This window comes from Nostoc sp. (genome assembly GCF_036918245.1).
GTDB lineage: Bacteria > Cyanobacteriota > Cyanobacteriia > Cyanobacteriales > Nostocaceae > Nostoc.
This window is the reverse complement of record NZ_JBALEF010000089.1, coordinates 47980-68793: the sequence shown is the minus strand read 5'-3', so window position 1 is coordinate 68793 and position 20814 is coordinate 47980. Positions and strand designations below refer to the sequence as shown.

The window sequence follows — 20814 nt, the reverse complement described above, 5'->3', positions numbered from 1 at the left end:
TAACTGTAGGGTTTTGGCATTGGTTAAGCGATCGCTTCTCAAACAAGGGACTACTTTCAGTTTACGTCCTAACTGCCTTGGCGGTTACTATAAATAGACTTAAACCCTCTTCTATCCTGCCTCCTGCCTCATCCCAACCATAAATATTCACACCAACCTACTTAATTTTTGGGTTTTTAAAAGTATAATTTAGCACGATAAAGGAAGATGAGAAGAAGGATTTCCCCCTTCTCTGTTTGTGGCTTTTTCACTCAGCCCTGCACATGATTTTAATTTAACGACAGAAATTCTTCTCCTGTTGTGGGATGAATGGCTATGGTTTGATCAAAATCTTCCTTAGTAATGCCTTTGCGAATTGCTACACCGAGGCTTTGAATGATATCTGCTGCATGTTCACCCACCATATGAGCACCCAAAACTTGTCCAGAATCAGTATTAAGCACTAACTTCATAGTGGTTGGCTCATTTTGTTCGATCATCTGATACAACAGTGGTTGGAATTGGGTACAGTAGCATTCTACAGATTCACCAAATTTTTCCCGTGCTTTCGCCTCCGTCATCCCCACACTAGCCGCTTCTGGACGACAAAAAACAGCAGTGGGCACATAATCATAATTCAGTTTTTGCGCCTTGTTGCCAAAAACTGTATCGGCAAAGGCAATACCTTCTGCCTTAGCCACTGGAGTCAATTGCACCCGACTGGTGCAATCACCCACAGCAAAAATATTTTCTTGGCTGGTGCGGCTGTATTCATCTACTTTGATTGCACCATCTTCGCCAAGTTCAACATGGGCATTTTCCAAACCAAGATTCTTGGTATTTGGAGCATAACCTGTGGCAACTAAAATGGTATCTGCTGTAATTATTTCTTGGCTCTTACCAGTAATCGTTAACAACAAACCCTCTTCTGAGTATTTGATTTCTTGAACAGTGCTGTTGGTGAAAAACTTAATTCCGCGTTTAATCAAACCCTGTTGTACAGCAGAGCGAATGTCATCATCAAACCCCGATAAAATCATCTCGTCTTTTTCAATCACCGTCACTTCACAACCGAAAGCGTGCATCATGCTAGAAAACTCTACGCCAATGTAGCCGCCGCCAATAATTGCTAAACGTTTCGGCAGATAGGGTAGCTGAAACATCTCGCGGGATGTGATGGCGTATTCTATACCTGGGATTTTGGGCTTAAGGGGTTGCCCTCCCACAGCAATTAAAATTTTGTCGGCTGTAACTTTGCGTCCATCAACATTGATAGTATGGGCATCGACGAAAGTGGTACGTTGGGAAATTAATTCAATTCCAGCTTTTTGCAATTGCTGAAAATAGGATTGGTTAACGCTGTCAATATGCTGATGTACTGACTTAATAAATAATGTCCAGTCAAAGTATGTTTGACAGTCACTCCACCCGTAACTGTGTGCTATTTGATTTTGCAGGGCGAAGTCAGCAGCGTAGACAATCAGCTTTTTCGGAACGCAGCCGCGATTTACACAGGTTCCACCAATGGCTTCTTCTTCGGCAATGGCGACACGTACACCAAAACTAGCTGCTTTTTTAGCTGCTGCCAATCCCCCAGGCCCAGCACCAATGACAAACAGGTCGTAATCAAATGTCATAAAAATCTGTTCCTTTTTTACTGTTTGGAAAGCAGAGCTATTTCATCCCTTATAGTTAGTCAGACAAAACTTCATCTACTGTCTTTAGGTGGACAATTTGGGATGAAACCAGGCTGATATGTAGCAGATTGCCGCATTAATAGTATTAAATCGAAAAGGAACAGCGATCGCCCAATTATTACTAACTTATATTACATTTTTTTGACAAATAACGCATCTAGTCTGAGCATTACTTAGAAGTGCGATCGCTGGCGACAAGGTGTAACCCATTGCCTAATTTGGGCAGCAGCCATACTAGAAAACAACTGGAAATACGTTGTTTGCAGATAATTATGGGCAATCAAGTAAAGTTTGCATCTCCTCTGCATCCCTTGTCATTCCCAAGTGCTTAAAACCATTAATAGCCTGAGTTGATAATTGGCAGGCTTTCTGGACACTTCCCCACTTTTTCTCCCAGCGGGCAAGAGAACGTTGATAACGAGCCAGACGCCGTTTATTATTGCTACTTTCGGCGACAGTTAAGCCTTTAATTAATAGCTTTTGAGCTTCATCGCGATCGCCTTGTTCGATGGCAATATCAGCAAGCCAATTTTGAGCAGAATTAATCACCCGATGCCAATTAATTTTTTCTGCACTTTTCATTACATCTTGAAATAGCTTCTTTGTTAAAAAATATTCACCTTCTGAATAAAAGATTTCAGCCCGATGATAAAGAACGGGAATAAAATAGCGGATGTGCTGTTGCTCGTCTAGATTCGCCTCAATCACCAATTTTTCTTCTACCTTTAGCCAGTGGTGTGCATCTGTATAATTATTCTGTCTGATTCGCAGTCTAGCCATATTTTCGGCTAAGTCAGCTTGAACCCATGAATCTGCATGGTCGCGTAAAACCCATGCCCGCTGCAATATTTCGTCTGCTTGTGTGAGACTTTGGGGTGAACACTCCCGAATTAGCAGCCAGGTTTTGCGGATCATGAATTTCACCAAAGATGACCATTCACCACGTCGTTCTGATTGTTCTATCAACCATTGCAACCAATCGAGGCGATCGTCCCAATAAGCATAGAGATTGGCGTAGTGGTTCAAGAGCAACCATAAATCCCTAACTTCTACATAATGGTCTTGGTTTTTACACCAATAAAGTACTGCCCGTAGATTTCCTTCCTCTTCCTTTAACCTATTGTAATGTATCCATTTTTCCCAATCTTCTCCGCCGTAACTGTAGGCAAAATCTAGATACCATCTCACCCAGCGCCTCCGTGCTTCCCTCTCAAAATCTGGGTAAGCAGCTAATTGTGCTAAGGCATACTCACGAGTCAGAGAAAGCATCTCGTATCGCTTAGTCTCTGGATTGAGATTCACTAACGAGAGTTGCTGCAAACGTACCAAGCCATTACTGACAGAATCAGGAGCAGATGTCAGTCCAGCAACTTCAGCCACAGCCGCTTGGATAGGAGCGTCAGGAAAAATCGCCAGTGACATGAGTAACTTGTGTGGTGGCTGTCCCTTCGTACCTTGCACTGATTGCTCAAAGCAAAAACGAGCCACATCGCCTGTAGCGGAGGCTAACTGCTCCAATACGAAGTTCAAAGAGTAGCCACTTGAGACTTGACCGAGTGCGTAGACAATAGCGAGAGGGATTCCCCCAGTGCGATCGTAGAGCAAGCTAGAGTCTTCATCTTGGATAGTTATACCTTTCTCTTCAGCTTGTTGCTGAATTAACTGCAAACCATCATTCAGGGGCAAGTTTCGCAGACTGATTGGCAGCAGGGCAATTCGTTCGCGGGTAGTAATTACTACTTTGACGCAAATGGGTAAATTGTATAGGAATTCTATAACCTCATCCCTGTCCTCTATAGTCTCCATATTGTCCACAATTAGAAGCGTTCGCTGTTTAGAAAGACATTGGCGTACACGCTCAAATTGATCGTTGGGAGGAGATTGAATAATTGTAGAGTCGTTTAAGGCATTGGCAATCACCCGAAAAATCTCGCGCAGGTTACGCTGTCCTTGCTGCCGTTGCAAAATCATATCGGGAATCAGTTCCTGTTGTTTGGCTGAAGTGAAAATAATTGCATCAAATTTAGGTGCATCAGAACTGTTTTCGTTACTAGCTTCTAAGCACAGGTAAGCAGCTGCTAACACCAGTGCCGTTTTCCCTACGCCACCAATGCCATGTACTGTAATCATGTGAGCGCCATGCATCGGCAAAAGCCGTTCCAGTAACTTTTTCATATCTGCCTCGCGCCCAATAAATTCTGTGTAGGTTGGTGATGGCAGATTATGGGGAATAGAGGTGCTTTCGGTACTAGATGCAGCAACACCTCTGCGATATCCATGTATCTCAAGAATGTAAATAAGGTTGCTCGATCTGACGCTGTTGTCTGGTTCTCCTGTCAAAGTTTCAATATCTCGATAGATATTGCTCAATCCCACTCTCACACCAGCGTTATCTCTGTACAAGTCCTGACTTATCTTTGTCAAGCTATACCCACATAGCAAGCCAAGTAACAGGTCTTTCTTAGAATTTTGCCTGTATCGCTGTTGAATTTTAGACTCCAAGTCAGTCAGTAAACGATCTATATCCCAATCCTGTAAAACCTTTTGATACCAAGCTTTAGACAGATTCCCACCCTCTGACTGATCTGACATAAATATCACCCTATTAATTCTGTTGTTAAATGTTGGTTAGCAACATTTTAACTAACAAAACTTTTACCATGTTGTATTAGTAATTTTTCACTAACAAATTTTTAACATTGTTAATTACGCTATTTAGGGTCAATTTAGTAGGCTAATTACTAAGTTCATAATTGTTGGTAACAGGCTGCGTACAAATGCAACATCTATCCTGAAAACCAACCAATAATTCTGGCTGAATTATCGTTTTAACTTCTGACAACAAAGGAGTAATGAATGAATAAACTAATTCAAACTGTAAGTATCTTGGTTGGTCTAAAACAAGCTCGACTTTATTTTCCTGAAGAAAAACAAGTTTGTGTTTTTAATAAACTTCCAACACTTTACCGTGAGTTTACACCAAAATCTGTACAAGAATCAATCAACGAATTGCAAGAACGATTAAAAGCTCAATGTTTACTTGCAGAAATTACTGGTAAATTTGACTTAGAGACAGACGAGGCAGTAAAAGAATTTCAAAAAATAAATAATCTTTTAACAGATGGAGTGGTTGGCCCGCTAACATGGGCTTGCCTTTTGTACCCAAAACTTTCTCGGAGTCAAAAAATTAAGTCCCAAGAATTAAGGAATGCGGTTAAGGAACTGCAAATTATCCTTTATGATGAAGGCTTTTTGAAAAAAGAACCTACTAGCTATTTTGACAGTGCAACCGAAAGAGCGGTGAAACGCTTTCAAAGAATTTATGGATTGAAGAATGATGGCATTGTTGGGGCAGCGACTTGGGCAGTACTGCTGGGAATGCGACAAAAAATTGATAAAAGCTTTCCGAGGTTAATTTATTTTTTGTCGCCGCAATCATGGTTTTTATGGGAGCAATTTTTGATGATTTGTTGCATCCTATTGGGTATTTATTATAGTCCTATACCAGGCCAGACTCCTAAATTCACTACTGCTTTAGCAACTGCGTATGGACTCACCTGTGTAGTGCCTTTTTTGTTAGAAAATTTACCGCTAAAGCCTTCAATTAAGCCGAGCTTATCTATCTTGCAATATGCTCCTTATGTATTAACTGGTATCTTTTGGAAACCAATTATCAATTTTTTGGGGCAATTGTTTAATTAATCATTCGGTAGTTGAATAATTGATGAGCGATCAAATTTTTGGGTTGTGCTTGTAAAAAATTGCGATCGCTTCCAGCCGAGCGTAGGCGATCGCACTTCTGGGCAACAGCTTTTACCTTATTCTCCAATTTGTAAAGGGTTGAGGCTGTAAACCCGCCATTTATTTTTTCGCACGTGTAAAAAAACCAAAATTGAGGAACGCCAGAGATGGGGTTTACTCCTGATTTTGTATAACTCTTGGCGTGAAATACCGAAGTGATGCTCTAGCTGATCAGTTGACCATTCATAGCTTTCAACAACTGGAAAAGCTGGTTGCCAACCGTGCAAAGTTTTTTTAAGCAACTCAAGTTGAATTGCTTCTTGCTGTAAGTTATTGTGAAGCATATTAAATTATCCCTGGACTTATCGGTTTAGTTGCTATTGACTAGTTTCGTTCGTCTTCTAAAATTTGAATAGTTGTAGTTGTGCAACTAGTTGAACGTGCAACCGTTGAACAAGGTTGATCCTAGAGGTTTATCCGCAGTGTCAAGAGCTAAAAAGAATAAGGAAGCTGGAGAGGCATTTAAAAAATTACTTGAACAAAAAGGGTTCAACCAATACAAGCTAGAACAAGCGACTGGTCTGGATAAAAGTTTGATCAGCAAGATTGCGAACGGTTATACCGCTAGTCCTAAACCAGCAACACTTCAAAAAATAGCAGATGCATTGGAGGTTGAACTAGGTGAACTAACAAGGATATTTGCTCAATCAACTTTGCGATCTCAGACCTCAGCCACCAACTCTCAGCTTCAAAAGTCAGTCTCTAAGGCATCAATATCCGACAATTCTGATTTTGTGGGGCGTGAGGATGCGATCGCACACCTCAACACGCTAGTTAATGAAGGTGCAAAAGTTATTCTAATTCAGGCAGAGGGCGGTATAGGTAAAACAACCTTGGCTACAAAATGGTTTGAGCTTCAAGGTTTAGAATATCTTGAACTGCGTGTTGGAACTACACCCCAGAACCTGAACTCAGTAGAAGATTGGGTAAGACTCAAGCTCAGATATAACTTTAAAATGAATCCAGAGCAAAATTTTATTAATATGCTGGAGCAATTTAAAAGTAAACTACTAGGAAAAAGAATCGGCGTATTAATTGATAATCTAGAACCTGCTTTGATAAATGGCGAGTTCATAGAACCACATCATAGCTATTATGCAGAACTATTAACCGTACTAGCTGATAAAAATGTACAGTCGATAACACTTATTACAAGCCGTGAGCAAATTTATGAACATACAGTAAAACGTATTCAAACTTTTACTAATTATGAGTTGGATAGATTGAAGCAAGAGTCATGGCAACAGTATTTTAAAATTTGCAAAATTAGTATAGATGATGATGCTCTTAGTGAAATACATCAAGCCTATGGCGGAAATGCTGAGGCAATGGTTATCCTTAGTCCTGAGATTATCAAAGAAGGTCAAGGGAATTTAAAAGTTTACTGGCAGGACAACTGTGAAGATATATTAAGACATAAAACTATAGAAAAACTTGTTCAACGTCAGTTTGATAAGCTCAAAAATGATAATATACAGGCTTATGAACTACTCTGCCGTTTTGGATTTTACCCTAATCAAGCAGTCCACGTATCAAAAATATGGCTATTTTGTTTGCTTTGGGATGTACCAAAAAATCGGCGACAACGGGTAATTGATAATTTATGCAATTATTTTTTAATCAAAAGTTGTGATGATAAATATTACCTGCATACATTTATTCGTGCAGCATCTGTAGAAAATTTCAGTTTATTGATTAATGAATTAAATAAAGATCAGCTACCTTTAATTAAACAACAAGTTGATGCAATTTTAGAAGCAGAACCTGAGTTGCAATTATTTCTTGTATGGGTACAAGAAAAATCATCTTCTGTAAAATGTACTTGTAATCAACCAAGCATTAGAGCATTTTACTTATATTTAGCACTGAGTATTAATCATGCAATTTATCATTTATGCCCTAATCCTGTTGTAGCTTTATTTGAAGACGATTTTAATCCTGAAATAGCTTTGGTTTTAGGTCTAAAATTAACAGAACAATCTGACGGTTTTAATGATATTTATCTTGACCTTGAATTAGCCTATGCTTTTGGTGACGCTCCTAAAAAGATTGATTTTAAGCATTCTTGTTTAGAACCAATTTTAGTAAAATTACTTCAACACTTGGAGAAGAAGATTCTTGACTATAGTGGCTCCATGTATTTTTTATATGGTGGAGGATATGAAAACTCTTGGCAGGATGATTGGTCAAGTGAAGTAAAAGATTTAGCAGGAAAACTAAGATTAATGTTAATTAAATATCGCAATATTGGGCATGACTGGAAGTTTACAGAGAGGCAACGGTACTTAGTTCAACAGTATTACAATGCTAATAAATTACTTGTGGATTGCCTTAATAAAGCTTCGGGAAAAGTCCGATCGCACATCGAAGACACCCTACTCTTACCCATCGCTGAAATAGAAAAACGACCATTCAAAAATTAAATCGCCTTCTTATTTGCGCCCCTGCGTGAGGAAAAAATCAAACAAAGGCGGGTGCGGGGATTGAACCCGCTAATCCCACAATGGTGGAGACGTAACCGATAACCTTAATTCTTCGGCCCCGAAAGGCAAGTTGCGAACAAGGATAACCCGCCATGAAGTATGAAGGATAAAGGATGAAAAACTTTATCCTTCAGCAATATCTACAATTCACCCGTAGCCAGCATCTGGATGATCCGAGGTGTACCTGGGTCGAACCCTGCCAAATCCCAAGACAGCGAATCTTCAGGATCTACCAAAGTAATCTGGTAAGGTGTCAAGGTGACATACACCGCCTTGACGTTGGGATTTACCTTTTTGCGGTACTCCTTCAGCGCTTGACTTGAATGCTTATACCCAGCCCAGCTTTCCGAGTCAGTCCAAAAGCACACTACATCAGCTTTGAACTTATTCTTAATCATCCAGTCATAAGCTACAGATGCATCCGTTCCACCAAAGTTTTGATTGCTAGCTTTGCGAACCGCAGAACTAAAACTATCTTTGGCAGTGATACCCAATTCACGGAATTCCGTAGCAAAACCACGAATCATGTAGTTTTTCTCTGCTTTTGCTGTCACTAGTGCCATTGTGGTGGCAATTTCACAGCAAGTCAGTCCCATATCTGCAACCATGCTACCCATAGAACCAGAAACGTCTACGGCGTGCATGAAAACTTTACCTGTGGGTTGCACAACATCAAAAGACAGTTCAACCGCCTTTTCTAAAATGTCTACAATCCGAGGAACTGGGTTCCAAGTTTTCTTACTGCGTCCTAATGTTCCACCAGATTGATATGTTTTGAGTGCTTTCAAAACATCAATCGGATGGATGCGACCTTTACGCAGATGTTCTCTGCGATTAAGAACTGTTTCCACTTGCAGCAAATTTGCGCTTTCATCAGCTCGCAACACACCCAGTTCAGTTAAAGAACCCAAGTTACGCAGCATTGCACCTATTGGCATTTCCTGAAATAGTAGTTGCCAAGCAAGCTTATCCATTTTGCCCACAGGTGCAGCCATTTCGTGGGTTAAACGTCCTTGGGAAATAGCTTCATGGGTTTGGGTGGGATTCCGCTTGAGCCACTCATACCACCAAATCTGCGCCAACGCCTCTGAGGGAATGTCTGCTGGCAATTCTTCCCAGCCTCTAACTACCCATTCAAATAGTTGACGGTGATTTTCTGTAGGCGGTTTGACATGGAACAACCGCAATGCATCTCGGTGAGAAAAACCTTGACGCTGTTGATATTTCAACAGTTGATAAGCTAAACCCTTGACATCTTCCCTTGAAAGCCAAGTTTTACCAGCTTCTCGCACTACTTTGCCAAATCCCCGCAGAGATTTGGTGTAGTTCAGCCATTCATAGAAGTGGCTACCAGTGCGGACAATTTGCGGGAAAATTTCACCAAAAGCCTGTTTTGCTTCTGGTGCTTCACCCATCGATAGCAGCACCAAAGCTAAGAGAGGCGCACTGTTATTGATGGCGCGTCCATCGCTAGCATAGAGAATTTCTTCTGCGACACGGCCAGGATTTTCGGCAACAGCTTGTCTGACAACTGTCACAAAATCCTCAGTTAATTCCTGTTTACCAGCGTAGTAAGTGCTTTTTGCTGTGCCAACCAACAAACAACGGCGCAGCATTTTCCAAATACCAGCATCAAACATCCAGCCGCCGGAACGTCCCTGAACCATTTCTGCTTCTCGTCCGGGGATAGGTTGATTTTGGGGTGTAGTTGTTTTCTTTTTAGTAAAAAAATTGTAATTCATCGTTTCATCTCCCGGCCCTTGCGGGCAAAAATGAAAGGTGGCAGAGCAGGATTTGAACCTGCGACATCCGGCTTAAGAGGCGATAACCCTAATTCGTCGGCCTTTTCAGGCAAGATGTGAACAAGGATGTTTTTCGGCGCTCTACCAACTGAGCTATCTGCCACATAAAAATTTTGGATTTTGGATTTTGGATTTTAAATTTAATCCAAAATTTTTTGGTGTAGCGGAGCGGGATTTGAACCCGCGACCTCTCGAACCCGATTCGATAACCCTAATTCGTCGGCCTTTGCAGGCAAGGGGTGAACAAGGATGTTTAGCGCTCTACCAAACTGAGCTACCCGCCACATGAAAATTCAAAATTCAAAATTCAAAATTAAAATTTCAGGACTAGATTTGGTGTAGTGGAGCGGGAATCGAACCCGCGACCTCCCGCTTGGCAGGCGATAATCCTCAATTCGTCGGCCTTTACAGGCAAGGGGTGAATAAGGATATTTAGGCGCTCTATCCACTGAGCTACCCACCACATATAAATTAGCTGTAACGAAGTAGGATTTTTACCTACACCTCCAGAAGTTTGATCGGGGGTGTTTTAGTTATATGCGATAACCCTCGATACGTCGGCCCTTCCGGGCAAGGTGGGCGCTCTGCCATTTGAGCTATTCGCTACTGGTGAAAGCTAACTTCCTAGTGAAAGTTGACTTGTATTATTAATGTAGTATGCGTAATATCGATTGTCAAGGGTCTGACAAACCAATTTAGGATTATTGCTTTGGAAAGAATAGTCTGAGGAGTACAAGCAAGCCATTGCTCAGAATTTCGGGAGCAGATTATCCGAGATGTATGGCGATCGCTCTCATCACAACCCTCTTATTTTCTCTGGTAAAAAACTTTTGCGCGATCGCAGACCAATCTTATATGAGCAGAGGGTAATAAACCTATAACACCTACTGAGTAAAGATTTTGCTAGGGAATTTGCCGCAACTTTGCCAAAAGATACAAAAAAGTGTCTCAATTTTTGCCAATATAATAATATTATTTCCCAAAATTCACTTGGCAAAAATCGGCATGAGTGAGAAACCCATAGAAGGTAACGGCAAGGCTTTTCTCGTTCTACTTTTGCCCATCTCGTTTTTGATTATTTTCCTAGTTACCACTTGGAGAATTTTACTGGCGGTAATTGTGCTGGTAATTGGCTTCAAGCTTTGGCAGGAATATCAATGGCAACAGTGGACTGTGCGAGTTAACCCAATTTTTCATCAGTTGGTTCGCGAAAATCAGGGCAGACTGACACCAATGGACTTGGCAATCAAGGGCAATTTTCCTGGAACAACGGCAAAACGCTACTTGGATGGTAAAGCCTCGGAATTTGGTGCCAGTATAGTCAACTCTGAAGATGCAGGGCAGTCTTATTACTTTATAACTGCCAGCATTCTCGGCAATATTCTTGACAGTAGTGAGCCAGTTAAAGAACTTCCGGCTCAACCAGTTACTAAAACTGCGCGATCGCTATTAGCACCACCAACCCCACAGGAGGAAGAACCAGAAACCGAATCACTACCACAAGAAACACATGAGGAAGTTAAACGATCGCTGGAAAAACAGTTAGTTTTTGGCTCTCTGATTCAATCTGAACTGGCGAAACGGCTCAATGTGTATTCCAGCACAGTTTATAAACGGCGAAACGATCCAGAGTTTCCTGAGTGGAGTCGTAGCAAAGACCCTGATGGTATTGCCTGGTCATACTCGGAAAAAACTAAAGAGTTTTTCCCAGTGGAAGAAGGATAACAATTCAAAAATATTAATTACTTTTGATTTTTGAATTCTAAACCCACAGCATCATTGATGGAATTTAATCCGCTTTGTTCTAGCTTGGAAAGTAAACCAGCTAGAATTCGGCGTATCATCATTGGCCCTTCGTAAATCCAGCCTGTATAAACCTGAATCAAGCTAGCACCAGCAGTAATTTTTTCCCAAGCATCTTCAGCAGAAAAGATGCCACCAACCCCAATAATCGGGATTTGTCCTTGAGTTTGCTGCCAAATAAACCGAATTACCTCAGTGGAGCGATCGCGCAATGGTTCACCACTAATTCCGCCAGCTTCTTCCTGGGGTGATTTGCCCGTTTGGTCAATCACCTGGGTTTTTAGTCCATCACGGCGGATGGTGGTGTTAGTAGCGATAATTCCTGCCAGTTGGTAGGTTTTGGCAAGAGTTATAATGTCAGCGATCGCTTCCCATGATAAATCTGGGGCTATCTTGACAAAAATAGGTTTTTGTGCATTATTTTCTTGCTGTAATAAATCTAAGATGGCACTGAGCATAGAAGCATCTTGGAGCGATCGTAAACCTGGTGTATTGGGAGAAGATACATTAACAACAAAATAGTCTCCCAAATTCTTGAGTAAACGAAAACTATCGAGATAATCCTTTGCGGCTGCTTCTAGGGGAGTTACCTTAGATTTACCCAAATTTATCCCTATGGGTATTGATCGGGTTAACTGATGCTTTTCTTGTTCCAAACGTGCCGCCATTGCTGCTGCACCGCTGTTATTAAAGCCCATCCGATTGAGAGCAGCTTTATCCAACGGTAAGCGAAACAAACGGGGACGCGGATTTCCGGGCTGTGCGTGAAAAGTTACAGTTCCTAGTTCCGCAAAGCCAAAACCCAGATTAGACCAAATACCAGCAGCCACTCCATCCTTGTCGAAGCCAGCTGCTAATCCTACGGGATTTGGGAAGTTTAGCCCAAACAAATTTTGTTCTAGGCGGGAATCGTACAGACACAGGGATTTTTGTAGGCGGTGGTTTACCCAACTAGCAGGAGGGCTTATATTTCTTTGCGATAGCCAATTAAAACTACGAATCGTCTGCTGGTGTAACCACTCCGGGTCTGTTTTTATCACATTGAACAAAAGCGGACTAATTGCAAATTTATAAATATCCATTAGCTTTTATTTTCGGAGTTATTGCAGATCATTCCGCTTGGGATTGTCTAATTTTCTCGCGGACTAGCTGCTCAAATTGATCCATTGAAGCGATCTCAATTCCAGGTTCATCTTGTAGTCTGTCCATGTATGCTTGGAATGCAATCTGGTCTTGTGGATGTTTTTTCACGTAGTTTCTCAATTGCTCTCTGCTCATTGCGGCAAGATTTATATCGGTCATAAAAACCTCACTTTTCCGTTTGGGTAAATTAGCACTTCTATGTCATCGCCAGCTAAGATATAAATTTGGTTGGTTCTGTCATCTAGTCTGACTATATTAATTGGCTGAAGTACATTACTTAATCTGACGCAAACTAAGAAAAATTCAACGGTTTGTTTTGCTGTAGGTACTTGTGGGTACATAACCGCTTATTGAGCTGTTTAGGTTCAACATTAAACACTTGTGGCAATATTACTCAGGGTGCTTTTCTGGGCATCTTATATATTACAAGTTATGTTAACCAATAAATCAGATGGGGCAGCCACAAAAACCTATAGCCGCCGAACAGCAGATCCTCTCTTTGGGGCGCCTCCTCCAGAGCCTCAGAGAAGAAGATGATGTTGACGTTCTGATTGAAACTACTATTTCTTATCTCAAAGAAGAGTTTGACTACAAACTGATTTGGATTGCTCTTTACGATCGCCTGAATCACATATTATTCGGCAAAGGGGGCATCACACCCGATCGTGACACGAGCTTTTTACGCCAAAGGGTTGTTCTAAGTCCTGGAGATTTATTAGAGCAAGTAGTAATTGAACAGCATCCTTTAGGCATTGCTGATTTGCAAACTGAAATCCGCGCCGCCGAATGGCGAAAAATTGCCGAAAAATCCCACATCCAAGGAACGATTATTTTACCAATTCGCTCCAAAGACCGTTGCTTGGGCTTGCTGTTATTGGGTTCAGAACGCTGGGGCTACCTACTGACAGGAGAAACAAAAGCACGTTTGATGATGGTTTTAGGTGAACTAGGGGCAGTGCTTTATCAAAATGAGATGCATGAGCAGCAAAGGCAAACCAGGCGAACCGACGAGCCATTATTAGAACTGCTAGAAAATTTACGCACCCTCAGTAATCTGAATCAAAGGCTTGAAGTAGCGGTGCAAGCAACTCATAAATTTGTCTCCCCCAACCGGACAAATGTTTACTGGTTTGAGCGAGAAGGGCGCTACTTTTGGTGTCGAATGAGCAATCAGCTGGTCAAAATCGATCGCAATTCTAGCAGTCAGCAAGCAGCGGGAATGACTGTACAAGAGTTGAGCGATTTTTATTATGCTTTGGCAGTAAACCAAATAGTCTCGATTGGTGATGCCCGCAGTTCTTTAAATAGTCATTTTACAGCTAAATTGCTGCAACGCTTGAAGGTGCGATCACTCCTAGCAGCTCCGATTATCTGGCAAAAGAACTTAGTCGGTTTTCTGGCGGTGGAAAGCAATGAACCTCGCATCTGGACGGACACAGACAAAAATTTCGTCCAGGGTGTTGCTGGTTTAATCTCCCTAGTTACACCTACCGAAAGCATGGAAAGCACTATCAAACAGATTCAAGAGGATGCTCAACTAACTAGCCAAGTTGCCCAAGGTATCTATAGCGAACATGACCTTCAGACAACTTTACACAGTTGTGCTAAAAGAGTTTTAGCTCGATTAGGTGCTACCCGCTTTTTAGTGTTGCAGTATGACCCTGAGCAGAAGAATTATCAATTTACTTACCAAAGTCAGCCCCATAATCGCCGACCGTTGACATTTACCCTGCATAGTCTCAAAGAATTAGATGGGCAGCTTTTGGAAAGTTCAACTCAAGCGGTAGAAATTGAGAACTTAGATGAAGATTTACGCTTTTTTAACTGGCGACCCTCGTTGTTAGAGAATAATGTGCGATCGCTACTTGTTTGTAAATGCACTCACGAACATATACCAGCAGCACTTTTGGTGATTACTCATGAAAGCCATCGTTCTTGGACAACTCTAGAAAAAGAATTGCTGTGGGCTGTCAGCCAACAGATTGGTGTAATTGTTCGTCAGTGGCAATTACATAACCGCACTACCCAGCAGCAAAAAACTTCTCAGGCATTTGAGCAATGCTTACGCATCCTGACACAATCCCAGAACAGGATTGAGGTCGAAAAAAAGCATTTAGAACGTACAGCACTCGAACAAATAGCATCAATTTTGGGTTGTCCCCTAGCGCTAATGCTATCCTGGGCACCTGGTGAAAGTTGGGCAGAAATTATCCCTGGAGTGATTGACAATAGCCAATTTGGGATTTTTTCTGATGCATCTATTTCTATCCAGGCTGAAGCCTTAATTCAGTGGGCACTTGCTACAGAGACTTACCTGACTTTGAAGGTGGATAATTTACCTCCAGAAACCCGGAAATGGTTGAATGTTCCAGACAAAAGTCAAATTTTGGTAATGGCATTACGTACAACTGCTGATTATGAAACCACTGGTGTAGTGTTGCTTGTAGACTATCAAGACCGTCGCTGGTCAGAACAAAACCTGAGTGCAACAGCAACTCTGATTTCTCAATTAGCCTGGTGGCGTCGTGAAAAGCAAATTACCCGACTTTTAAAATCCACAACCGAAGAATTACGACAACTCAACTGGTATAAACATCGCCGTTTAGAGGAAATTCAAAGAATAACGGCGCACTCCCTTAAACAAATACACGATTTGGGCATTCCTGCTAATGAATTGACTCAGATGCGCTACCAACTATTGCTGCGGCAGTTAGACCATACAGCCACCTCCATGAGTGGAATGCTAAAACTTGAGAACTGGCAGCTACATATTAGTTGGGAAACTATGTCCATAGCCAGTTTACTAAAGCGATCGCTCGAACGGATTGAAAATTTACTCAAACAACAAAAGCTGTGGATTGGTGTACATGGTTTGGGACAACCAATTGACGAGCAAGAAGCGCCCAAGAATTCTTCATTAGTTAGAAGCGTTCCTACCTCCAGCGCTCAATCTGCAATGGCGATCACTGGTGATATTGTCAAAATTGAATTAGTTATCCATGAATTATTGGTTACTGCCTGTAACCGTTCTCAAACCGGCAGCAGAATTGATATTTGGTGTCGCCGTTTAGATGCGTCAAAACCTTCAGATACAAAGCATTCTTCTACAAGTGGAGGGGCTGAACATCAGACATCGCTAGAATTATCGATCACATATAACGGTGCGATCGAACCACAGCTACTCACAGAACTACATGATAATACACCTAAAGATGTGCTTGCTCCTTCCAACCTCGACCAACCACCAGCTTTACATCTGGCGATCTGCCAAAACCTCATGCAAGAACTAGGAGGAGAGTTGAATTTCTATCAGTTACCAGATAATCGGGTAGTCAGTCGCTTGTTGTTGCCGTTAGCTGCTCATGATTCTTAGTGCTGCTTTGGGTGAAATCGTGGCAAATTAAGGGTTGAAATTTAAACGCAGATGCGCTTCATCTTCCCGCACGGAAGGTTAGCACAACTGTGCTACTGTGGCTAATTATTTTTTTGTACCTTACTTACTTATACGGCAATACGCTTGGGTTAAGGGTTATTGGTGTAGCTAATTGGTCTTTAAAGACGCAATAAATTGCGTCTCTACATCAGGGTTTTGTTACTCATTCTGAACTGTATTGACTGACATGGGAACTTCTATCACTATAAGCGTTAACAATTTATCTTTGTAACTGTCAAGGCTAATTAAACGGAAATATAAAATTATCTTGGCAATTATCTCAACTATGTTGGATATATTTACTGATTCAATAAATAGCTAAAGTTGTAACTTTTGATAATTTTAATATTTACAGAAAAACGTGACATTTTTTATAATAGTAGTTAACATGTAACTTGATAAAAGGCTGATCAATACCATTTATTTTTTAAATAAAAAAATAATTAGTCAGCCAAAGCTCATCGAAATTTTCTGTGAAGTTCATACGCAAAGATGATGATAAAGTAAATAATTAGCAATTTTCTTTTCTTTAGTGCTTTTCCAATATTTAAATATTGGTTTAGTTTCGCCATATTATCTAAAAATTTTTATAAATAATTAAATTAATATCTATTTTTAAATAAAATATCATATTTACGTATTTAATCAAATATTTATATCAATTTTGGGTATAGCAATAGCAGAAAAAGTCTACTTTTATTAGTTAATAAGATGAAATCAGTGCATCAAATTATAACTGTAATTTTATGGAATCTAAGTTTACTGCAAAGAGGAACATCTGGATACTACGACAAGATATTTAAAAGCATCAAGATGATTAAATCTCAACTCTTAAACTACCGCTTTGAGGAAGACCAATATAAAATTTATATGCCTGGAGGAATCTATCAATGAGTTTTAGATACTTCAAGCATTGGTTGAGATTTAGTTCAATCCGAAGCATTATTTTTTTGGCTCTAATATCAATTACTAACTTTTGTAGTGCATCTGCTCAGACTATTCCTAAAGGAGGAATTGACTGGATTTTAGTAGTAGATACTTCTGCTTCCATGCGTGGTTTAGGTGGAACAAAAAACATTTTTGAACCAGTCAAAAATTCTATTACTGAATTTGTTAACACGGCCAGATTAGGGGATACCGTTACTATTTATAGTTTCGATCAAGATGTCACCCTCAACGCCAATGATATCACTATTAACAGTAATCCAGACAGAGGCAAACTCAAGCAAATAATTAGCTCACTTCAAGCTGAGGGTATGCGTACTCATACAGGTAAGGCTGTGCAAAAGGCTTTGCAACATTCTGCCCTGTTAAATAAACGTGCTGATGCTCTTGGTCGTACTGTTAGTATCGTATTTCTGACAGACGGATTAGAAGATGTACGTGGTATTCCTAATCCTGTTTCTATTCCTGGTAATACCCAATTTCTACGTGAGCAACAATGCAAACCCTATATATTTTTTGTGTCTTTAGGATTAAAAGAACACGAAAAGCAGCTGAATGACTTTGCTAGCAATCCAGCGCTTTGCGGTAAGGGGCAGGTATTGCGAGATCCTGGAGGAGTTCAGCTCAACCAACTGGCTCAAAATATCAGACCAGTACTGATTACACCCAAACTTGATGTTAATTTACCCACTGCCCATTTGCCACCAGTATTACCGGGAACAACTACTGAACCGCTCAATGTTAATACTATCAGTAATGTCAATACTAAGGTCAGTTTGCAACTGGAAGACCCTAATCAAAGTGGTATTCGCTTAATTCCAGGCGATCGCACCATCGACTTAGTTGCTAATCAAGCAACAGCCATTCCTGTGCGTTTACAGATACCACCAGAGGCAAAGGGGGGCACTAATAACTTGCGCTTGGTGTTGATCAGCGCAGATCAAGCGATGTCTGGCGACAAGCCGCAAGGCGTCTACGCACCAATAAAAATTGACCTCCCTGTAACCATTCAGTCACAACTACAAATACAACCGACAAAGATAGATTTTGGCTCAATAGAAGCAGGCAAAACCACTCAAACCCAAATTTTTGTAGCTCGCACTAATATATCTGGAATCGCTAGCTTACAACTGCAAGGCAATTTCAAAGACGTTTCTATGGCAGAACCTTCAGCAGCCATATCCTTACAACCAGGAGAAACTAAAATTCCTGTGCAGTTGCACGTTACTGATAGCAGTTTTGCAGGCGATCGCACTTTCACCTTAGTCCTAACCCCAGATAACTCAATTGCTAATCCTGTCAGTGCGGAAGCTCATCTGTATATTTTGATGCCACTATGGCGAAAAATAGTTATTTGGTTGCTCTTACTGCTGTTGGTGTTGTTAATTGCTCTGATAGTAGTTTGTTTGATTCAACGCAAAACCCCCTTGGAATTAGTAGAAGATTTCCGCAACCGTAAACGCTTAGAAGGAGCATTGGTAGTGCTGGAACCACTGCCACAATCATCGGAAGACGAAGAGATTAGTCTCACTCACCTACAAAAGGGTAGAGTATACCTGAGTGATTTGATACCAGCTATCGCTGCAACAAATTCTGATGCCGAGTTAGTCACAGTTTGGCGGTTAGGCAAAAAGAATATAGATTTGCGGTGTTTGAAAGGTGTAATTTTTGTCAATACTAAAAACATAAATACAGATGAACTCTTCAACGAGGACATCATCCAGATTGGCAACGTTAAGTTGCAATTCAACTGGATTGAACACCAAAGACCCTCTGAGCCAGGCAGTGGGCAGACAAACTTTTGAATAATATCACAGGAAAGTGAATGTTAAGTCCCACGGTTGTGCGTCCCACGGTTGTTTTTCGTCCTACCGTTGTTATCGGGCTAGGAGGAACGGGTTATGAAGTTGTACTCAAACTTAAAAAGCGATTTATAGATGTTTACGGCTCAGTTCCAGAAGTTATTCGTTTTATTTCAATTGATACTACTGAAAATATCCAAGAACGAGAAAAATCACCTGATGGCACCAAGGTTGTCTTAGAGCCTAATGAACTTTATGCAATTTCTGTCGCAAATCCCCTACCGCTAACACGTAACGACCACATCGCTGAATGGTGGCCTAGAGATATTTCCGCAGCTAGCTTGATCAGTGGTGCCGGACAGATTCGGGCACGGGGACGGCTCGCCTTGTTTGCGAAAGTAGGCGATATTGACGCTTTAATCGCTCAAGCAATCAATGCTGTCCGCGAAATTCGCACTAGTAAACAAGCATTTTCAGATAACTTTCAAGTTTCCAGTCGGGATGGTGTCGAAGTTTTTATTGTTGGCAGTTTGGCTGGTGGAACGGGCAGTGGCACATTCTTAGATACAGCTTTTTTAACACGGGGACATCTGAATAATTTTTCTAATATTACGGGGGTATTTGTTTTACCCAGAGTGTTTGCCAATATTCCCCAAACTCACCTGGTGAAGTCTAATGCCTATGGCGCTCTCAAGGAAATCGAACACTTTTGGGGATTGTCACCATCTAATAGTATTGAGATTGATTATGGGATCACAAAAGTCAAAGCCGATCGCCCTCCCTTTGATGCTGTATTTTTAATTGACGGGGTTAACAAAAATGGAACTGTAGTTGGTCGTCCTGACGATTTGCAAAATTTAGTTGCAGATGGCTTGTACATCCAGATTGGTTCTCAAATCGGTCTAGACGCTGCTAACGTTGCTGATAATATTCGCGCTTATCTGGCAACTGGTGAAAAAGTTCGAGGACGCAATATAAATTACTGTAGTTTTGGGTTTGCTACCCTGACTCTGCCAGTACAGCAATATGAGCGGATGAAATTAGAGGATGCTCAAAGCTTGCTGAAGAATGAGTTGATGGCATCTACCCCAACACTTGATCTAGAAAGTGACATCACCCGGTTTTTGGAAGATTGCAAATTAGCAGAAGCGACTACTGTCCTAAATGCATTGACTGAAAGCGATCGCGGCGGACAGATGAAACCCGAATTTAGAATTGGCGAAATCCGTCAGGATCGCACAGCTTTGCCGACAATAAAAGAACTTTACAAACGGCAGTTAGATCAATTTGAACAACGGACAGCTCAAGAACTGGGATTGAGTTTTTATCGCTTAGAGCAGACTACATCTGCTGCGATCGCAACTTTCTGGGAACGCAGTCTTAATCGTCCCAATGGACTAGCTTATGTTTTGGAATTTTTGAGTAACCTTTCCCAAAAATTAGACGAACTACAACAAGGTGTCCAGCGTAAGTCGCAAGAGGCGCAATCCAGTTTCAATGCTTTGAAATTAGAACCACAAGAAGAAAAGATTAAAGAAGTTGCAGAAACTTGGTTCCCAAATAAAAACACGATCCAAGCAGCTTGTCAGAGATACAAAGAACGGGCTGACCAAAAGTGGAAGACTTATTTACATTGGAAACGGTGTGATAAAGCGGCTGAACTCTATGGTGTACTGCGGGCTAAGGTAGAGCAAATCCAGGAAAAGTGTCAGCGTCTACACAGCAACTTAGATAAAGTTTATCGAGATATAGAACAGAGTTATCACGAGGTCAATCGTCAAGGAAGTAACGATAATCCTTTTATTCACACCATTGGGCGCATCAATCTGCAATCGAAACGCCCCAAAGTTACTGGCGAAGATTTTATCCGTTGGCATCGAGAACAGTCTCAAACTTTAACGAATTGATCTGAGAAAAAAGCTGAAG

14 protein-coding genes and 3 tRNA genes are annotated in these 20814 nt (G+C 41.1%); 6 read left to right on the top strand and 11 right to left on the bottom strand.

The genetic code is table 11. The features are described from left to right. Positions 1-269: 269 nt before the first annotated feature. Both gorA and V7L12_RS25395 read right to left on the bottom strand, forming a co-directional pair. The gene (gene gorA / locus V7L12_RS25400) at positions 270-1616 is read right to left on the bottom strand and encodes a glutathione-disulfide reductase (RefSeq protein WP_335088580.1); all 1347 of its coding nucleotides are present in this window, start codon (positions 1614-1616) and stop codon (positions 270-272) included. Between the two features lie 330 nt (positions 1617-1946). Beyond that, a complete protein-coding gene (locus V7L12_RS25395; RefSeq protein WP_335088578.1) occupies positions 1947-4268 on the bottom strand; it encodes an NB-ARC domain-containing protein in 2322 nt (773 codons plus the stop codon). Positions 4269-4532: 264 nt separating this feature from the next. On the opposite strand from V7L12_RS25395, the gene V7L12_RS25390 reads away from it, so the two are divergent. Continuing rightward, positions 4533-5378 carry a peptidoglycan-binding domain-containing protein gene (locus V7L12_RS25390; protein ID WP_335088576.1) on the top strand — a complete coding sequence of 282 codons (846 nt, stop codon included), beginning with the start codon at positions 4533-4535 and terminating at the stop codon, positions 5376-5378. Here the strand turns inward: V7L12_RS25390 and V7L12_RS25385 are convergent. Next, positions 5371-5505, bottom strand: a complete 135-nt coding sequence (locus V7L12_RS25385) for a hypothetical protein (protein WP_335088575.1) — start codon at positions 5503-5505, stop codon at positions 5371-5373. The two genes, V7L12_RS25390 and V7L12_RS25385, sit on opposite strands and share 8 nt — an antisense overlap. Next, positions 5495-5761: a hypothetical protein gene (locus tag V7L12_RS25380; protein ID WP_335088573.1), complete on the bottom strand. Its 267-nt coding sequence runs from the start codon at positions 5759-5761 to the stop codon at positions 5495-5497. Before V7L12_RS25380 ends, V7L12_RS25385 begins: the two co-directional genes overlap by 11 nt. Before the next feature lie 105 nt (positions 5762-5866). Here V7L12_RS25380 and V7L12_RS25375 point away from each other — a divergent pair, with 105 nt between their 5' ends. Continuing rightward, positions 5867-7900 carry a helix-turn-helix domain-containing protein gene (locus V7L12_RS25375; protein ID WP_335088571.1) on the top strand — a complete coding sequence of 678 codons (2034 nt, stop codon included), beginning with the start codon at positions 5867-5869 and terminating at the stop codon, positions 7898-7900. Positions 7901-8100: 200 nt separating this feature from the next. Here V7L12_RS25375 and V7L12_RS25370 read toward each other — a convergent pair whose 3' ends face one another. The 4 genes from V7L12_RS25370 to V7L12_RS25355 all read right to left on the bottom strand — a co-directional run bounded on the left by V7L12_RS25370 (position 8101) and on the right by V7L12_RS25355 (position 10226). Continuing rightward, positions 8101-9702 carry a TROVE domain-containing protein gene (locus V7L12_RS25370; protein ID WP_335088569.1) on the bottom strand — a complete coding sequence of 534 codons (1602 nt, stop codon included), beginning with the start codon at positions 9700-9702 and terminating at the stop codon, positions 8101-8103. Positions 9703-9739: 37 nt separating this feature from the next. Continuing rightward, positions 9740-9865, bottom strand: a tRNA-OTHER gene (locus V7L12_RS25365). A 53-nt stretch (positions 9866-9918) separates the two neighbouring features. Further along, positions 9919-10047, bottom strand: a tRNA-OTHER gene (locus V7L12_RS25360). A 49-nt stretch (positions 10048-10096) separates the two neighbouring features. Further along, positions 10097-10226 (bottom strand) — tRNA-OTHER (locus V7L12_RS25355). A gap of 541 nt (positions 10227-10767) precedes the next feature. Here V7L12_RS25355 and V7L12_RS25350 point away from each other — a divergent pair. Beyond that, positions 10768-11487 carry a hypothetical protein gene (locus V7L12_RS25350; protein WP_335088567.1) on the top strand — a complete coding sequence of 240 codons (720 nt, stop codon included), beginning with the start codon at positions 10768-10770 and terminating at the stop codon, positions 11485-11487. 17 nt (positions 11488-11504) lie between these two features. On the opposite strand, the gene V7L12_RS25345 is transcribed toward V7L12_RS25350, so the two are convergent. Genes V7L12_RS25345 through V7L12_RS33360 form a run of 3 tightly spaced genes read right to left on the bottom strand, consistent with a single transcriptional unit; the run spans position 11505 to position 13049 of the window. Beyond that, positions 11505-12647, bottom strand: coding sequence for a quinone-dependent dihydroorotate dehydrogenase (locus tag V7L12_RS25345; RefSeq protein ID WP_335088566.1), 1143 nt, complete (start codon positions 12645-12647; stop codon positions 11505-11507). A 28-nt stretch (positions 12648-12675) separates the two neighbouring features. Beyond that, complete coding sequence (locus V7L12_RS25340; RefSeq protein ID WP_335088564.1) at positions 12676-12867, bottom strand: DUF6887 family protein; 192 nt, start codon at positions 12865-12867, stop codon at positions 12676-12678. After that, on the bottom strand, positions 12864-13049 hold the full coding sequence (locus V7L12_RS33360; RefSeq protein WP_442947921.1) for a DUF6888 family protein: 186 nt from the start codon (positions 13047-13049) through the stop codon (positions 12864-12866). The genes V7L12_RS25340 and V7L12_RS33360 overlap by 4 nt, the downstream gene beginning before the upstream one ends. 110 nt (positions 13050-13159) lie before the next feature. Here V7L12_RS33360 and V7L12_RS25335 point away from each other — a divergent pair, with 110 nt between their 5' ends. The 3 genes from V7L12_RS25335 (at position 13160) to V7L12_RS25325 (ending at position 20795) form a co-directional block, all read left to right on the top strand. Further along, complete coding sequence (locus V7L12_RS25335) at positions 13160-16081, top strand: GAF domain-containing protein (RefSeq protein WP_335088562.1); 2922 nt, start codon at positions 13160-13162, stop codon at positions 16079-16081. 1010 nt (positions 16082-17091) lie between these two features. Beyond that, the gene (locus V7L12_RS25330; RefSeq protein ID WP_335088560.1) at positions 17092-18891 is read left to right on the top strand and encodes a vWA domain-containing protein; all 1800 of its coding nucleotides are present in this window, start codon (positions 17092-17094) and stop codon (positions 18889-18891) included. 20 nt (positions 18892-18911) lie between these two features. Further along, positions 18912-20795: a tubulin-like doman-containing protein gene (locus V7L12_RS25325; protein WP_335088558.1), complete on the top strand. Its 1884-nt coding sequence runs from the start codon at positions 18912-18914 to the stop codon at positions 20793-20795. Positions 20796-20814: the final 19 nt, after the last annotated feature.

Bases quoted from the DNA above. Each gene is read 5' to 3' on its own strand.
- gorA (WP_335088580.1), bottom strand. From the start codon at position 1,616: ATGACATTTGATTACGACCTGTTTGTCATTGGTGCTGGGCCTGGGGGA.
- V7L12_RS25370 (WP_335088569.1), bottom strand. From the start codon at position 9,702: ATGAATTACAATTTTTTTACTAAAAAGAAAACAACTACACCCCAAAAT.
- V7L12_RS25350 (WP_335088567.1), top strand. From the start codon at position 10,768: ATGAGTGAGAAACCCATAGAAGGTAACGGCAAGGCTTTTCTCGTTCTA.
- V7L12_RS25380 (WP_335088573.1), bottom strand. From the start codon at position 5,761: ATGCTTCACAATAACTTACAGCAAGAAGCAATTCAACTTGAGTTGCTT.
- V7L12_RS25390 (WP_335088576.1), top strand. From the start codon at position 4,533: ATGAATAAACTAATTCAAACTGTAAGTATCTTGGTTGGTCTAAAACAA.
- V7L12_RS25340 (WP_335088564.1), bottom strand. From the start codon at position 12,867: ATGACCGATATAAATCTTGCCGCAATGAGCAGAGAGCAATTGAGAAAC.
- V7L12_RS25325 (WP_335088558.1), top strand. From the start codon at position 18,912: ATGTTAAGTCCCACGGTTGTGCGTCCCACGGTTGTTTTTCGTCCTACC.
- V7L12_RS33360 (WP_442947921.1), bottom strand. From the start codon at position 13,049: ATGTACCCACAAGTACCTACAGCAAAACAAACCGTTGAATTTTTCTTA.
- V7L12_RS25395 (WP_335088578.1), bottom strand. From the start codon at position 4,268: ATGTCAGATCAGTCAGAGGGTGGGAATCTGTCTAAAGCTTGGTATCAA.
- V7L12_RS25335 (WP_335088562.1), top strand. From the start codon at position 13,160: ATGGGGCAGCCACAAAAACCTATAGCCGCCGAACAGCAGATCCTCTCT.
- V7L12_RS25345 (WP_335088566.1), bottom strand. From the start codon at position 12,647: ATGGATATTTATAAATTTGCAATTAGTCCGCTTTTGTTCAATGTGATA.